This window comes from Sphingopyxis sp., assembly GCF_034380315.1.
Classification (GTDB): domain Bacteria; phylum Pseudomonadota; class Alphaproteobacteria; order Sphingomonadales; family Sphingomonadaceae; genus Sphingopyxis.
The window spans coordinates 266,098-280,060 of sequence record NZ_JAXMPB010000001.1 but is presented as its reverse complement, the minus strand read 5'-3'; the positions used below and the strand labels follow the sequence as shown (position 1 = coordinate 280,060).

14 protein-coding genes are annotated in these 13,963 nt (G+C 63.7%); 11 read left to right on the top strand and 3 right to left on the bottom strand.

Features of this window, described 5'->3' with window-relative positions:
* Positions 1-41: 41 nt before the first annotated feature.
* A complete protein-coding gene (locus U0S50_RS01475) occupies positions 42-692 on the bottom strand; it encodes a hypothetical protein (protein ID WP_322306974.1) in 651 nt (216 codons plus the stop codon).
* A gap of 143 nt (positions 693-835) precedes the next feature.
* Here U0S50_RS01475 and U0S50_RS01470 point away from each other — a divergent pair, with 143 nt between their 5' ends.
* Complete coding sequence (locus tag U0S50_RS01470; protein ID WP_322306973.1) at positions 836-2,137, top strand: Hsp70 family protein; 1,302 nt, start codon at positions 836-838, stop codon at positions 2,135-2,137.
* A 45-nt stretch (positions 2,138-2,182) separates the two neighbouring features.
* On the opposite strand, the gene U0S50_RS01465 is transcribed toward U0S50_RS01470, so the two are convergent.
* Positions 2,183-2,716, bottom strand: coding sequence for an SRPBCC family protein (locus U0S50_RS01465; RefSeq protein WP_322306972.1), 534 nt, complete (start codon positions 2,714-2,716; stop codon positions 2,183-2,185).
* A gap of 2 nt (positions 2,717-2,718) precedes the next feature.
* Positions 2,719-3,093 carry a metalloregulator ArsR/SmtB family transcription factor gene (locus U0S50_RS01460; RefSeq protein ID WP_322306971.1) on the bottom strand — a complete coding sequence of 125 codons (375 nt, stop codon included), beginning with the start codon at positions 3,091-3,093 and terminating at the stop codon, positions 2,719-2,721.
* 98 nt (positions 3,094-3,191) lie between these two features.
* On the opposite strand from U0S50_RS01460, the gene U0S50_RS01455 reads away from it, so the two are divergent.
* The 10 genes from U0S50_RS01455 to U0S50_RS01410 all read left to right on the top strand — a co-directional run bounded on the left by U0S50_RS01455 (position 3,192) and on the right by U0S50_RS01410 (position 13,953).
* Positions 3,192-3,917, top strand: coding sequence for a peptidylprolyl isomerase (locus U0S50_RS01455; RefSeq protein ID WP_322306970.1), 726 nt, complete (start codon positions 3,192-3,194; stop codon positions 3,915-3,917).
* A gap of 67 nt (positions 3,918-3,984) precedes the next feature.
* Positions 3,985-4,779, top strand: a complete 795-nt coding sequence (locus U0S50_RS01450; protein WP_322306969.1) for an outer membrane protein assembly factor BamD — start codon at positions 3,985-3,987, stop codon at positions 4,777-4,779.
* Between the two features lie 57 nt (positions 4,780-4,836).
* Complete coding sequence (gene recN, locus U0S50_RS01445) at positions 4,837-6,507, top strand: DNA repair protein RecN (protein ID WP_322306968.1); 1,671 nt, start codon at positions 4,837-4,839, stop codon at positions 6,505-6,507.
* On the top strand, positions 6,504-6,797 hold the full coding sequence (locus U0S50_RS01440; protein ID WP_322306967.1) for a hypothetical protein: 294 nt from the start codon (positions 6,504-6,506) through the stop codon (positions 6,795-6,797). Before recN ends, U0S50_RS01440 begins: the two co-directional genes overlap by 4 nt.
* Positions 6,794-7,483, top strand: a complete 690-nt coding sequence (locus U0S50_RS01435) for a GNAT family N-acetyltransferase (protein ID WP_416194936.1) — start codon at positions 6,794-6,796, stop codon at positions 7,481-7,483. Before U0S50_RS01440 ends, U0S50_RS01435 begins: the two co-directional genes overlap by 4 nt.
* The gene (locus U0S50_RS01430) at positions 7,480-7,878 is read left to right on the top strand and encodes a putative quinol monooxygenase (RefSeq protein WP_322306966.1); all 399 of its coding nucleotides are present in this window, start codon (positions 7,480-7,482) and stop codon (positions 7,876-7,878) included. The genes U0S50_RS01435 and U0S50_RS01430 overlap by 4 nt, the downstream gene beginning before the upstream one ends.
* Complete coding sequence (gene ligA, locus U0S50_RS01425) at positions 7,875-10,049, top strand: NAD-dependent DNA ligase LigA (RefSeq protein WP_322306965.1); 2,175 nt, start codon at positions 7,875-7,877, stop codon at positions 10,047-10,049. Before U0S50_RS01430 ends, ligA begins: the two co-directional genes overlap by 4 nt.
* A 161-nt stretch (positions 10,050-10,210) precedes the next feature.
* On the top strand, positions 10,211-11,380 hold the full coding sequence (locus tag U0S50_RS01420) for a sterol desaturase family protein (protein WP_322306964.1): 1,170 nt from the start codon (positions 10,211-10,213) through the stop codon (positions 11,378-11,380).
* 104 nt (positions 11,381-11,484) lie between these two features.
* The gene (locus tag U0S50_RS01415; protein WP_322306963.1) at positions 11,485-11,877 is read left to right on the top strand and encodes a hypothetical protein; all 393 of its coding nucleotides are present in this window, start codon (positions 11,485-11,487) and stop codon (positions 11,875-11,877) included.
* 69 nt (positions 11,878-11,946) lie between these two features.
* Positions 11,947-13,953 carry a TonB-dependent receptor family protein gene (locus tag U0S50_RS01410; protein WP_322306962.1) on the top strand — a complete coding sequence of 669 codons (2,007 nt, stop codon included), beginning with the start codon at positions 11,947-11,949 and terminating at the stop codon, positions 13,951-13,953.
* Positions 13,954-13,963 lie beyond the last annotated feature (10 nt).

The following is a 13,963-nucleotide window of genomic DNA, read 5'->3' as shown; positions in this document are numbered from 1 at the left end:
GGGGCCGCGTTTGCGGCCCCTTTTTTCGTGGGGACGGGCCTTCATCCGCCCAGTCGGCGTGCGGCGTCTTCGCTGTAGCGTTTCCAGTTGGCAGGGCAGGCGGCGACTGGCTTGGGGATGGCCTGCATCCCCTCGGTAATCCAGCAATCCTGATAGATGGAGCAATAGCAGGCGCGTAGCTTCAGCTTCCAGCGCTCGCGGTTGAAGGCTTGCCAAACCGCCTCATTTTCCGGGGTACGGGGTAGGCCCAGGAAACGCACTTCTTCGCCTGGCCGCACTGCGATCCCGGTCGAGGGAGAGGTGGAAAAGGCGAGGCGGTTGGCATCCCCGGCGTCGCAACAGGTGTTGAGCAATTCGCCGGGTCCCGCGATATTCTGTCCCTCGTACCAGATTTCCACTGGTCCCAATATGGCCGGACCGACGCCATTATTGGTCAGCGACAGCGAAATATGCGCTTCGCCCTTGTCGCCGACATTGCTGGTACCAAAGGTGACGAAGGGCATCACTCCGCCGGTCTGCATCTTGCGGGTCGCGTCGGCCTGGACGAAAGCGAAATATGCGAGCGCTAGCGATGCGATCAGCGCCGGCAGACCGATCAGAAAATGCGCGGCGGTAAGGAAGGGAAGATAACGGAGCAGCCGGGTGGGAATCGCGGTGTTAACGGCGGGCGGGGCATCGGGCGTATCGCTCATTGCTCATTGCTAGCGGCAGTCGCGATGTTTTCCAATCGCGCGATTGGAGGACGCCCGACCTCGCCGACTTGCCCTTGCGTGGCCGCCATGCAATAGGCGCCGCCCTTTCGCGCCCCTTTTCCCATTTTGTACAGGATCAGATGATGACCAGCCTTTCGGCCGCCCCTGCGCTCGGCCTCGATTTCGGGACGACCAATACGGTTGCGGCGCTTGCTGATGGGCGTGGCGGGTCCGACCTGGTGTCTTTCGTTGGCAAAGAGGCCACCGGCCCCGTGTTCCGGTCGGCGCTATGCTTCTGGGAAGAGGAGCGCGCTTGGCAGGGCATAGCGCATGAGGCTGGTCCTTGGGCCATTGCCGAATATCTCCAGTCGCCGCTCGACAGCCGTTTCGTCCAGTCGTTCAAGAGCGTAGCGGCGAGCCCGCTGTTCGAACGCGCGATGATCTGGGGCAAGCCCTTTCGTTTCGAGGATATGGGACGCCTGTTCCTGCAGCGTCTGGTCGCGCACGCGGGCGGGCGCCTCGATGCGCCGCCGCGCCGCGTCGTCATTGGTCGTCCCGTCGAATATGCGGGTGCTCGGGCCGATCCGGAGCTGGCGCGGCAACGCTATGACATGATGTTCGACCGCTTCGGGGTCGAAATCTATTATGTCCATGAACCGCTAGGTGCGGCGCACAGCTATGCATCGCGTTTGACAGAACCTGCGACCATTTTGGTCGCCGATTTCGGCGGCGGTACAACCGACTTTTCGATCGTCCGGATCATGGCGCCTGGGACGCCGCGTCGCTGTGTCCCGCTGGCATCGTCGGGTGTAGCGATCGCCGGCGATCGTTTCGACCAAAGGATCATGGACAAGCTTGTGCTGCCGCTGCTCGGCAAGGGCGGGCACTATCGATCGTTCGACAAGATATTGGAGATCCCAGGCGGCTATTTCTCCGATTTCGGTGACTGGTCGCGCCTCGCTATGATGCGCAACCGCCGTACGATCGACGAACTGCGCCGTCTTCAGCGCGATGCGGTCGAACCGGAATCGATCGGCCGGATGATCGCGCTGATCGAACATGAACAAGGCTTTCCGCTCTATGACGCGGTCGGAAGGGCCAAGCGGGCCCTGTCTGCGGATGACGAAGCCGAGTTCCGTTTCGAAGGTGGCGGGGTTGAGATCGCGGCAACGGTGCACCGCCGCGATTTCGAAGGATGGATTGCCGACGATCTCGCCCGCATCGAAAAGGCGATGGATGGCGCGCTGGCGAAGACGGGTATCGCGGCGCGCGACATCGATCGCGTTTTCCTGACCGGTGGATCGTCGCTGATTCCTGCGATCCGCGCCCTTTTCGAAACCCGCTTTGGCTCGGACCGCATAGCCGTGGGCGGCGAACTCACCTCGATCGCGCACGGTCTCGCCCTGATCGGCGAGGAGCCCGACGTTGCCGAATGGGCGGCTTGAAAAGAGCCGCTGTCGCGACCCTTTCCTTGTCCGCCGGTTTGACGGTCAGGCCGGCAGCCGTTTGTCGTAAATGCCCCGCAGTCTCGACCATTCGTCCCAATAGGGCGCCGGGCGTGTTCCGCGTAGGTGCGATACGAGCAGGTCGAGATGTGCATGCCACCCGGCGCTGACGTCGAGCAGCGTTGATCGATCCGCGACGCGGTGGTGCGTGACGGTCAATAGGACCTCCGCACCGCGCTCCTCCAGCGTAAAGGTCACACCGCCGGTGCTGCCCCAGCTGATGCCCAGTTGCCGAGGCGCGTCGATTTCGGTCACGCAGCAGGTCATGCGGTCCTCCTCGGCGAAGCCGTCGGGGCGCGTGCCTGCATCGTTCATTAGCTCATCGTTGCGCCAGACGAGTTCGACCGGAGCGCCGGCTTGCTGTTCCATCGCGCCTGCCGCCAGCCATTTGCGGCGCAAGTCGCTGTCAATCAAATAGGTCCAGAGGCGATCGATCGGTCCGGGGAGCAGCCGGCTGATCGTCAGTGTCGCGGGTTCGGCAACGACGCCATATTCGGCATCGGTCATCATGTCGGTCATTGTCATTCTCCTTCTTTCCCAGGGAGGGGCTTCTTGGGGGGCGGGGGTGGAGCTTCTGCGCGCAGCGCAGCCTCCAGCGCATCGAGGCGGCCGGTCCAGAAGCGGCGATAGATGCCAAGCCATTGGTCGGCGGTCGCCAGAGGGGTCGGGTCGAGGCTGCAATGATGGGTGCGACCCCGTATGTCGCGGCGCACCAGGCCCGCGGCTTCCAGAACCCGGATATGTTTCGAAGCGGCAGCCAGCGACATGGCGAAGGGTTCGGCAAGTTCGCTTACCGTGCGTTCGCCTTGCGCCAGATCGCGGAGCATTGCGCGCCGCGTCGTGTCGCCCAGAGCGTGAAAGATGCAGTCGAGTGTTTGCGAATCAAGTTCAACCATAGGGTTGAATATTATGTGGGCGTCGCCAATTGTCAACCGAATGGTTTAATGATCGTCCGGGCTCGCCATCGCTGCCATTTTGCGCTTATGATCGCCCGATGTTGACCTTTCCGTTTGCCGCGCTGGCCCTTGCCGCTGTCGTTCCTGCTGCCGCATCCCAGTCGGCGGCGTCCTCTGCCCCGATCGCCGAGCAACGCGATGCTGCGCTACCGGAAGTTCCCGACACGCGGCCTTTCGTGGCGCTGAACACCGATCTGGGTCCCGTCGTGGTGCGGGTCGAAGACAAGCGCGCGCCAATCACCGCCGCCAATTTCCTGCGTTATGTCGATTCGAAACGAATGGACGGTTTCCAATTTTATCGTGCGACACGAAATTGGGGCGAGGCGAACCAGATCGTTCAGGCGGGTAATCGCGGCGACGCGCGTCGGAACTTTCCGCCGATCGCGCATGAGCCGACGACCAGGACCGGGCTGACCAACTGCAAGGGCGCGTTGTCGATGGCGCGCCTCAATCCTGGCGACGCGACGACGGACTTCTTTTTGCTGCTGTCCGACATCAAGGGATTCGATGCTGACGCGCCGGGCGGCGACGGTATCGGCTTTGCGGTGTTCGGAGAGATTGTTGCCGGTTTCGACATCGCGGAAAAGATTTTTGCCGCCCCCATTTCCCCGACCGCTGGCGAAGGGGTGATGCGGGGGCAGATTCTGGATCCGATGGTGACGATCCGGACCGCTCGCCGCGTTCCGCCGCCGCTCGACATGCGGCGGGGCTGCGTGGTCAAGACTGAGGTCGCGACCGAGTCTGCGAACGCTCCGCCGCAATAGCGGGCTAAAGCGCCGGGCCCCCCATCATTTATTTTGCGTTCATCTGCGCTGTGGCTATACCGCGCGCATGACTCAGCGTTCCTCCTCGCGCGCCGTGACGCGCCTGATCGCCGCCGCCCTTGTTGTTACGCCCTTGCTGGCGGCCTGCGGCGGAGGCGCCGGGGTCAAGAAGGACACGCGCTACGTCGCGCGTGACGTCAATACACTGTACCGCGCGGCGCAGGACCGGCTCGATCGCGGGCAATATCGCCTGGCGGCCGGGTTGTTCGATGAAGTGGAGCGCCAGCATCCCTATTCGCCCTGGGCGCGTCGTGCTCAGCTGATGAGTTCGTTCAGCTATTATATGGACCGCGAATATACGCCGGCGATCGAGGCCGCGCAGCGTTTCCTCGCCATCCATCCCGGCAACAAGGACGCGCCCTACGCCTATTATCTGATCGGCCTCAGCTATTATGAGCAGATCAGCGATGTTACCCGCGATCAGAAGATCACCCAGCAGGCACAGAATGCGCTCGGCGAAGTGATCCGGCGCTATCCCGACAGCCGCTATGCCGCCGACGCGCGCCTGAAGATCGATCTGGTACAGGACCATCTGGCGGGCAAGGAGATGGAGATCGGCCGCTTCTATCAGCGCAGCTCCAACTGGCTTGCCGCGTCGATCCGCTTCCGCGAGGTTGTCGATCGTTTCCAGACGACCAGTCACGCGCCCGAAGCGCTGTATCGTCTGACCGAATGCTATCTGGCGCTGGGTATTCCCGAAGAGGCGAAGAAGTCGGCGGCGGTGCTTGGTGCCAATTATCCGGGCAACGAATGGTATGAGCGCGCCTACAAGCTGATGCAGCGCTACGCGCCGAGCGCCTGAGGGTCGTTCCGTCACTACGGAATAGATTCGCATTTTGTTCTGCGGTAAGGACGCATCGTGCTGACCGCTTTGTCCATTGCCAACATCGTGTTGATCGAGCGGCTCGACCTCGATTTCGAGGATGGGCTTGGCGTGCTGACCGGTGAAACGGGGGCGGGAAAATCGATCCTGCTCGACGCTCTGGGGCTGGTACTCGGAATGCGTGCCGACAGCGGCCTTGTCCGTCAGGGTGCCGACCGGGCGCAAGTCACGGCCAGCTTTGCAGCACCGGTGTCGGGGACACCGCTTGCGGCGCTGCTGGTCGACAATGACCTGTCCGTCGAACCCGGAGAACCGCTGCTTATTCGACGGACGCTGAAGGCTGATGGCGGCAGCCGCGCCTTTCTGAACGATCAACCCTGTTCAGCGGCGTTGTTGCGTGAAGTCGGCAGCTATCTTGTCGAAATTCACGGCCAGCACGACGATCGCGGTTTGCTTGTGCCTGCCGGGCACCGTGCCTTGCTTGATGCTTATGCACGCGCTGACACCGCCGCGGTTGCGGTGGCGCATGCGGCGTGGCGCGCGGCGGAGGAACGGCTGGCAGCGGCGCGCGCCGCGCTTGACGCGGCAGAGCGCGACCGCGAATGGCTGGAACATTGCGTTGCCGAATTGCAGGCGCTCGGCGCGCAGCCGGGCGAGGAAGCCGAACTCGCAGAGGGACGTGCCGCAATGCAAAAGGGTGAAAGGATTGCGGGCGACCTGTCGGCCATCCTCGATGCCTTTGACGGCAGCGACGGCGGTCCGGCGCTGCTGCGCGGCGCGGCGCGGCGGCTCGACCGGCTGGCCGGCGATCATCCCCTGCTCGCCGAAGCGCTTGCGGCGCTCGACCGCGCGATCATTGATGCCGATGATGCCGAAACCAAGCTGCACGAAGCCGCGCGAGCGATGGAGTATGACCCCGAACGGTTGGAGGCGACCGAGACGCGGCTGTTCGAACTGCGGGCATTGGCGCGCAAGCATAATATCCAGCCCGACGAGTTGCCACAGCTTGCGGACGATCTTGCCGCTCGGCTCGACGCGATCGAAGGCGGCAGCGCGGGGCTCGCCAAGCTCGAAGCAGCGGTGCGCGATACCGCCGCCGCTTATACCCACGCCGCGACCGCGTTGTCGGATCAACGGTCGAAGGCGGCGGCGCGGCTCGGCGCTGCTGTGGCGAACGAACTGGCGCCGCTGAAGCTCGATGCCGCGCGGTTCCAGACGCTGGTTGAACGGCTGCCCGCCGAACGCTGGGGTGCCGATGGCTTGGACCGGATCGAATTTCTCATCGCCACCAACCCCGGCGCGCCGTTCGCTCCGCTGGCCAAAATCGCGAGCGGCGGTGAATTGTCCCGCTTCATTCTGGCGCTGAAGGTTGCGCTCGCCGAAGAGGGCGGGGCAGATACGATCATCTTTGACGAAATCGACCGCGGTGTTGGCGGTGCGGTTGCGTCGGCCATTGGCGAACGCCTCGCGCGTCTGGCTGGCGCTGGTAAACAGCTGCTCGCGGTGACGCACAGCCCGCAAGTCGCGGCAAAGGGGGCGTCGCATTTCATGATCGCCAAGTCGAGCGAAGGGACTGTGACGCGCACCGGCGTTCGCGCGCTCGACGTTGCTGGTCGCCGCGAGGAGATCGCGCGCATGCTGTCGGGCGCGGAAGTGACAGTGGAGGCAAGGGCACAGGCCGAGCGTCTGCTCGAGGAAGCGGTGTGACACGTCTGCGCCTGGTTCAGATGGGCCGGATATTCTTTGCGCTGTTGATCCCACTGCCGCTCGTGTTGGTGCGCTACGACTGGCATGCGACGAACAGCATCTATCATCCTGAAAGCTATGATCCCGCCAGCTTTTGGTTGGCGTCGCTTCCCGAGCTTCTGCTGTTGATCGCGGTCGCATTTGTTGTGGCCTTCTGGCGTTTTCGGTCGGCGGCTGTCGGGGCGGCCATGTCCGGTGGCGGCCTGGCTATCTTGGCTTTGTTCGCAACCTTGATATTGTTTGCCCTGTGAACACCGCGCCCCATCCCCTCGACCGACCGATCTGGTCGATGCTCACCGGTCGCCAGGCGCATCTGGCGGAGGGTGATACCATGGCATTGCGGCTTGATCGCGGCTATGGCCCTTTCGGCGCTGCGGCGGATCGCGGGGAAACCGCACAGGCGGCCCTCGCCGCGCTGGTGCCCGACGATGGGGCGCTGTGGATCGTCGAGCATGAACCCTGGCCGCTGCCGCCCGGAACGCGCGAAGTGAAGCGTGCCGTCCTGACGCAGATGGTCGCCGAAGGTCCGCCGCCCGCGCCGCGGTCCGGCGATCCGGCCATCGTCCCACTTGGTGATACCGATGCCGACGAGATGGCGGCGCTGGCCGAGCATGCGCAACCTGGCCCATGGGGGCCGAAGACCCATCTTTATGGCCCTTTTTTCGGTATTCGCGAACGAGGGCGCCTGCTCGCCATGGCGGGACAGCGCATGCTGATGCCAGGGATGGCGGAGGTCAGCGGCGTGGCAACCTGGGCCGATTGCCGGGGGCGTGGTTTTGCTCGCGCCTTGATTGGCCATGTCATGCGCGAAATGGTGGCGCGCGGCGAGCGACCATTCTTGCACAGCTATGCCGACAATGCGGGGGCGATCGGCCTTTACGAATCGCTGGGTTTTCGGACCCGCCTCCATAATCACGTGCTGGCCATCGCCAAATGATTGATCGGCGCCAGCACATGGCGGCGCTGCTCGCCATGGCCGCCATGTTCGTCCCCACCCGAAAAGTTCAGGCGCTGGAGATGCGGATGGAAGAGGTGAATCCGGAATTCGGACTGATCGGACAGATGATCGCAAAGCCCGGACAACGGGCTGCGCTGGCGGCGATCCTGACCGAGGGAACGAACGAAATGCCCGGAAACATGGGGTATCTGGTCGGCGAGGATAGCGCCAACTCCGACGCGCTTTGGGTCGTCGAGCTTTGGGAAACGCAGGAGGCCCATACAGCGTCCCTGCAACATCCCGCCGTTCGTGCCGCAATCGCCAAGGGGCGTCCGTTGATTGCGGCATTCGGCACTCGCGTCGAATTCAAGCCGGTGGCAAAGACCGCGAAATGACCGATATCGAATCGCTTTCGGAGGCTGCTGCCGCCAATGAACTGATGCGGCTGGCAAAGGCGATCGCGCATCACAACAAGCTTTATCATGCAGAGGATAGTCCGGAGATTTCGGACGCCGACTATGACGCGCTCGTCCGCCGCAACACGGCGCTGGAGGAAGCGTTTCCGCACCTCGTCCGGGCCGACAGTCCGAACCGGATGGTCGGTGCTGCGGTCGAGGCGTCGCCGCTTGCGAAAGTCACCCATGCACAGCGCATGATGAGCCTCGACAACGCCTTTGCGGCCGAGGATGTCGAGGAATTTGCCGCGCGCGTGCGCCGCTTCCTCAATCTAGGTGAAGGCGATCCTGTCGCGCTGACGGCCGAAGACAAGATCGACGGTCTGTCCTGTTCGCTACGCTATGAAAAGGGCGTGCTGGTCCAAGCCGCGACGCGCGGCGACGGAATGGTGGGCGAAGATGTCACCGCCAATGTGCGCACCATTGCCGACATTCCCGAAACGCTCGCCCGCGACGTCCCCGACATCTTCGAAATTCGGGGCGAGGTCTATATGGCCAAGGCAGACTTCACCGCGCTGAACGCGCGCTTTATGGACGAGGGGCGGGCGCTCGCCGACCAGCGCGGGCAGGCGTTCGATCCAGACAGCGTTCGGCAGTTCGCCAATCCGCGCAACGCCGCTGCCGGGTCGCTGCGGCAAAAGGATGCCAGCGTCACCGCGTCGCGGCCGCTGCGCTTCCTCGCCCATGGCTGGGGCGAGGCGAGCGACGTGCCCGCCGCGACCCAATATGAAATGGTCAAGCGGATCGAAAGCTGGGGCGTCCCGGTATCGCCGTTGCTGCGGCGGTTCGACAGCCTTGCCGATGTGCTGGCCCATTATCGCACGATCGAAGCCGAACGCGCCGAGCTGCCCTATGACATCGACGGTGTCGTCTATAAGGTCGACCGGCTCGACTGGCAGGCGCGCCTTGGTTTCGTGGCCAAGGCGCCGCGCTGGGCGATCGCGCATAAATTCCCTGCCGAACGCGCGCAAACCACGCTGGAGGCGATCGACATCCAGGTCGGGCGCACCGGAAAGCTCACCCCGGTCGGGCGGCTCGTCCCCGTCACCGTCGGCGGCGTAGTCGTCTCGAACGTCACGCTGCACAACCGCGACGAGATCGAACGGCTGGGGGTGCGGCCCGGCGACCGCATCGTCGTCCAGCGCGCCGGCGACGTCATCCCGCAGGTTGTCGAAAATCTGACCCGCGAAGCGGCGCGTGAACCCTATATCTTCCCCGATCATTGCCCGGTGTGCGACAGCGAAGCGGTCGCCGCGGAGGGCGAGGTCGATGTCCGCTGCACCGGCGGCCTGATTTGCGCGGCGCAGAAATTCGAACGGCTGCGTCATTTCGTCAGCCGCGGCGCGCTCGATATTGAGGGGCTGGGTGAAAAGAGCATCGCCGAATTTATGGAGCTCGGCTGGCTCGACCAGGGCCCCGCCGACATTTTCCGGCTGAAACGGCACCGCGACGCGCTGCTCGGGCGGGAAGGGTGGAAGGACAGGTCGGTCGACAATCTGCTCGCGGCAATCGAGGCGAAGCGCGCGCCCGACGCGGCGCGGCTGCTGTTCGGGCTCGGCATCCGCCACATCGGCGCAGTGACGGCGCGCGATTTGCTGAAAGGCCTTGGCGATATCGCTCGGCTTCCCGGGAAAGCGGCGGAACTTGCGGCCTGGGCATCCGCCAATCCGCGCACGCTTGGTGAATCAGACGGAAAATATGCCGCCCGCCGCCTCGACGCGATCAAGGCGATATTGGAGGTGCGCGCCGACGGCATCGGGCCCGCGGTTGCCGAGGCGCTCGCCGATTTCTTCCACGAACCGCACAACCGCGCGCTGTGGGACGATCTGCTTTCCGAAGTGTCGCCGCCACCCTATGTCGTCGAAACGCGCGACAGCGAGGTGTCGGGAAAGACCGTCGTTTTCACCGGCAAGCTCGAAACGATGAGCCGCGACGAAGCCAAGGCGCAGGCCGAAGCGCTCGGCGCCAAGGCGGCCGGATCGGTGAGCGCAAAGACCGACCTCGTCGTCGCGGGGCCCGGCGCGGGATCGAAGCTCAAACAGGCCGCGGCGCTCGGCATTCGGGTGATCGACGAGGCCGAATGGGCCGAAATCGTCGCGGCGGCGGGGTGATCCGCGCTGCCGTGAACGTTGGAACGAAAAACGCTGCAAGGCAACGAGCGCGTAGCAGCGTGCCCTTAGGTCGATCGGCTCTCGCCGCGTCCTACGAAGGGCAATAGCAGATCGTGCGCGTCGTCACAGACGAAGCGGCGGACATGCTGTGAGGGGGATGCATGGCAAAGCGTGATTATCTGGACAATCTGATGCGCGATCTTGAATCGCATACCGAGGTGCGACGATTCGGCAGCGGCTGGCTGTCGGGATTTTTCGCGCTCCTTTTTGCGATCAGCGGTTTCTTCATGGTCGTTGCGCTTCGTTTTCCCGGCTGGTTTGCTACACCCGAACTGGCATTGATCAAGGATTTGACCGCCTTTCGCGGGGCGGTGCATCTGGTGCTGCTTGCCAGCTATGCGCTTGCGCTTCTCAGCCTGCTGCTGCGTCCGCGCAAGATATTGGGGCTGACCGCGCTGATGGTCGGGCTGGCGGCTGCGCTGCTGGGCGGTGCCTATGTTCAGCCTGACGAGACACGAAGCTGGGGTATATTCTTCGGACTCGACTTTTTTGTCGTCAATCTGCTCATCACCGGCTTCATGTTCGCACCGCTGGAGCGCGCTTTTCCGCATCGCCGCGCGCAACGGCTGTTCCGAACCGAATGGCGCGAGGATCTTTTCTATTATCTCGTCAGCACCATGTTCGTGCAGGTGCTAAGCTTTCTTGCGCTCGCGCCGCAGGAATTCGTCAACGCCAACACCGGCAGTTGGGATGCTTTTCGTGCCGGGATCGCGTCTTTGCCTTGGCTGGTGCAGTTCGCCATTGTGCTGGTCGCGTCCGATCTGGCGCAATATTGGTATCACCGTCTGTTCCACAAGGTTCCTTTCCTGTGGGGTTTCCATGCCATCCACCACAGCGCGCAATCCATGGACTGGCTCGCGGGATCGCGGATGCATTTGGTCGAGATTATCCTGCTGCGCTCGATTACCTCGCTGCCCCTGTTCACTCTCGGTTTCGCGCCGTCGGTGATGCAGGCCTATATCGGCTTCGTATATGTCTGGTCGTCACTGCTTCACGCTAATGTCGGGGGGCATTTCAACCGGCTCGGGCACTGGATCGCGACACCGCGCTTCCATCATTGGCATCATGGGCTGGAACGCGAGGCGTTCGACGTCAATTTCGCGATCCATTTCCCATTCCTCGACAAATTGTTCGGCACCTTTCATCTGCCCAAGGATCGCTGGCCTCAAAATTACGGCATCCCCGAAGATGTGCCGCGTCACTATTGGGGGCAGTTTCTCTATCCATGGACCCGCACCGGAAAGAAGACCGACGACGCCCCGGCGGAATAACCGTTCACGTCGTGGCGGTGCAAGGGCGCAGCGGCGTTCGGCGACGAAGGGTGGGACGGTCTGTCCGCTTGCCAGCTGTCCTGCTGCGCCATATGGGGCGGGGTGTGGGCCTGCTTTCCGCCTTTCGCCGTCCTGGCATCGTCCTGCTGCTTCCCGTGCTGCTGGCGCTGGCTGCGCGCATGCTGGTTGCGCCGGGCTGGATGATTGAAAGCGATGCGGGCGGAACGATCACCGTGCGCATCTGTTCGGATCCCGCAAACCCCGGCGGCACGGTGACGATCCCGATCGAGCGTGCTGCAGGCCATGATCCGGGCGAGGCGCAGCAACATTGCCCCTGGGGTGCGCTAGCGGCTGCCCCGCTGTTGCCCCACACCCCCTCGCTGCCCGCCGTTGCGCTCTTTCCCGGACGGACGCTGTTGACGATCCCGGCGCTCGGCTACGCGCCCGGCATTGCGTCACCGCTACCGCCCAGCACCGGACCTCCTGCCTTCGCCTGATCCAGTTTGATTGCCGGCCGCGCGGCTGCGCGCGCCGGTCGATATCTGTTCTTCCGCGAAGGATTATTCATGAAATATCACGCCACCCCGGCGGCGCCCTTGCTGGCGCTCGCCATGCTGCTCATGCCCGCTACGGCCCATGCCGAAGAAGCGGCCGACAGCACCATCATCGTTACGGCCCCCCAACTCACTGATACGGCCAATGATCGCGCCGCGCGCACCGCAGGCGGTGCCGACGTTGTCAGCCATCGCGACTATGCCGACAAATCGATCGTCTCCCTGCGCGATACGCTGGCCTTTTCGCCCGGCGTCTATCTCCAGCCGCGCTATGGCCAGGAAGTGCGCATATCGATCCGCGGATCGGGCCTGTCGCGCGGCTTTCACATGCGCGGGCTGACGCTGCTTCAGGACGGCGTGCCGATCAACCTTGCCGACGACAATGGCGATTTCCAGGAACTGGAGCCGATCTTCTTTGACCATCTGGAGGTGTATCGCGGTGCCAATGCGCTGCGCTTCGGATCGGGGACGCTGGGCGGCGCGGTCAATGGCGTCACCCCCACCGGGCGCACCGCCGAGGGCTTCTACCTGCGCGGCGATGCCGGCAGCTTCGACAGCTATCGCGGCCTCGTTTCGGCGGGCGTTGCGGGTGCCGATGTCGATGCCTGGGGCGCAGTCAGTCTGGACCGCTCCGATGGCGACCGCGATCATGCCAAGCGCAACAGCTTTCGCTTTCACGGCAATGTCGGAATGGCGTTCAGCGACACCGTCTCGAACCGCCTCTATGTCAGCTTCAACAATATCAACCAGGACATCCCCGGCGCGCTGACCCGCGTTCGGGCGCTCACCACCCCGCGCATGGCCAATGCGAACAGCGTTGCCGGCGACAATGCACGCGACGTCGATTCGCTGCGCATCCAGAACCGCACCCGCTTCGATTGGGGTGCCTCCACGCTCGACGTCGGGGCCTTCATCAATGCGAAGTCGCTCTATCACCCGATATTCCAGGTGGTTGATCAGGAAAGTGTCGACCGCGGCGCTTATTTCCGTTTCGATTATGCGGGCGAGCGTGTGGAGGCGACGCTGGGCGGTGAATGGCGCGTCGGCGACGTCCGTTCGAAACGCTTCGTTAATCGCGCGGGAAAGCGCGGGGCGAAGACGTTCGATGCGCGGCAGGATGCGCGTACCGCGACGCTTTATGGTGAATTGCGGCTGACACCGGTGGAGGCGCTGACGCTGATTGCGGGCGGCATCTATGCCGACGGGACGCGGCGCCAGCACGAACGCTTCAACAGCTTTGCGGGCGGTGTCGTCGATAATCGCGGACGCGCCGATTTCGATGCCTTCTCGCCAAAGCTTGGTGTGCTGTTCGAAGTCGCACGGGGCGTGCAATTTTACGGCAATTACAGCCGTTCGGTCGAATTTCCCGGCTTTATCGAACTGGCGCAGGTCGCGACTTTCGTGCCACTGGATGCGCAGCGCGCATGGACAGCGGAGGTCGGCACCCGCGGGCGTACAGGCATGCTGAGCTGGGACCTCTCGCTCTATCGCGCCGATATCCGGGGCGAATTGCTGCAATATGACACGGGGCAGGTGAATGTTCCGGCATCGACCTTCAATGCCGACCGGACGCGGCACGAAGGGGCGGAGGTCGCGCTGGAAATCAACCCTGCCGCCTGGCTGCGGCTGCGGCAGGTTTACAGTTACAGCGATTTCCGGTTCCGCGGCGACGTGGCCTATGGCGATAACCGGCTGCCGGTGGTGCCGCGCCATGTTTATCGCGCCGAACTTCGGATCGGCACCGATGCGCTGCATGTCGCGCCGAACCTTGAATGGGTGCCCGAGGGGCCGTTCGCCGACTATCGCAACCGGGTGAAGACACCGGGCTACGTGCTGTTCGGCTTCACCGCCGGTGCCCGGGTAACGGATGGGATCGACGCTTTTGTCGATGTCCGCAACCTCACGGGCAAGAAAGTGATCGGCGACATCAGCGCGGCGATCACCGTCACCGACACTTCTGCCGTCTATTACCCTGTCGAACGCCGTGCCGTGTCGGCGGGCCTTCGTGCCCGTTTTTGAAGGGAGACAT

Coding starts and splice junctions, on each gene's coding strand:
- U0S50_RS01475 (WP_322306974.1), bottom strand. CDS start 692: ATGAGCGATACGCCCGATGCCCCGCCCGCCGTTAACACCGCGATTCCC.
- U0S50_RS01470 (WP_322306973.1), top strand. CDS start 836: ATGACCAGCCTTTCGGCCGCCCCTGCGCTCGGCCTCGATTTCGGGACG.
- U0S50_RS01465 (WP_322306972.1), bottom strand. CDS start 2,716: ATGACCGACATGATGACCGATGCCGAATATGGCGTCGTTGCCGAACCC.
- U0S50_RS01460 (WP_322306971.1), bottom strand. CDS start 3,093: ATGGTTGAACTTGATTCGCAAACACTCGACTGCATCTTTCACGCTCTG.
- U0S50_RS01455 (WP_322306970.1), top strand. CDS start 3,192: ATGTTGACCTTTCCGTTTGCCGCGCTGGCCCTTGCCGCTGTCGTTCCT.
- U0S50_RS01450 (WP_322306969.1), top strand. CDS start 3,985: ATGACTCAGCGTTCCTCCTCGCGCGCCGTGACGCGCCTGATCGCCGCC.
- U0S50_RS01430 (WP_322306966.1), top strand. CDS start 7,480: ATGATTGATCGGCGCCAGCACATGGCGGCGCTGCTCGCCATGGCCGCC.
- ligA (WP_322306965.1), top strand. CDS start 7,875: ATGACCGATATCGAATCGCTTTCGGAGGCTGCTGCCGCCAATGAACTG.
- U0S50_RS01420 (WP_322306964.1), top strand. CDS start 10,211: ATGGCAAAGCGTGATTATCTGGACAATCTGATGCGCGATCTTGAATCG.
- U0S50_RS01410 (WP_322306962.1), top strand. CDS start 11,947: ATGAAATATCACGCCACCCCGGCGGCGCCCTTGCTGGCGCTCGCCATG.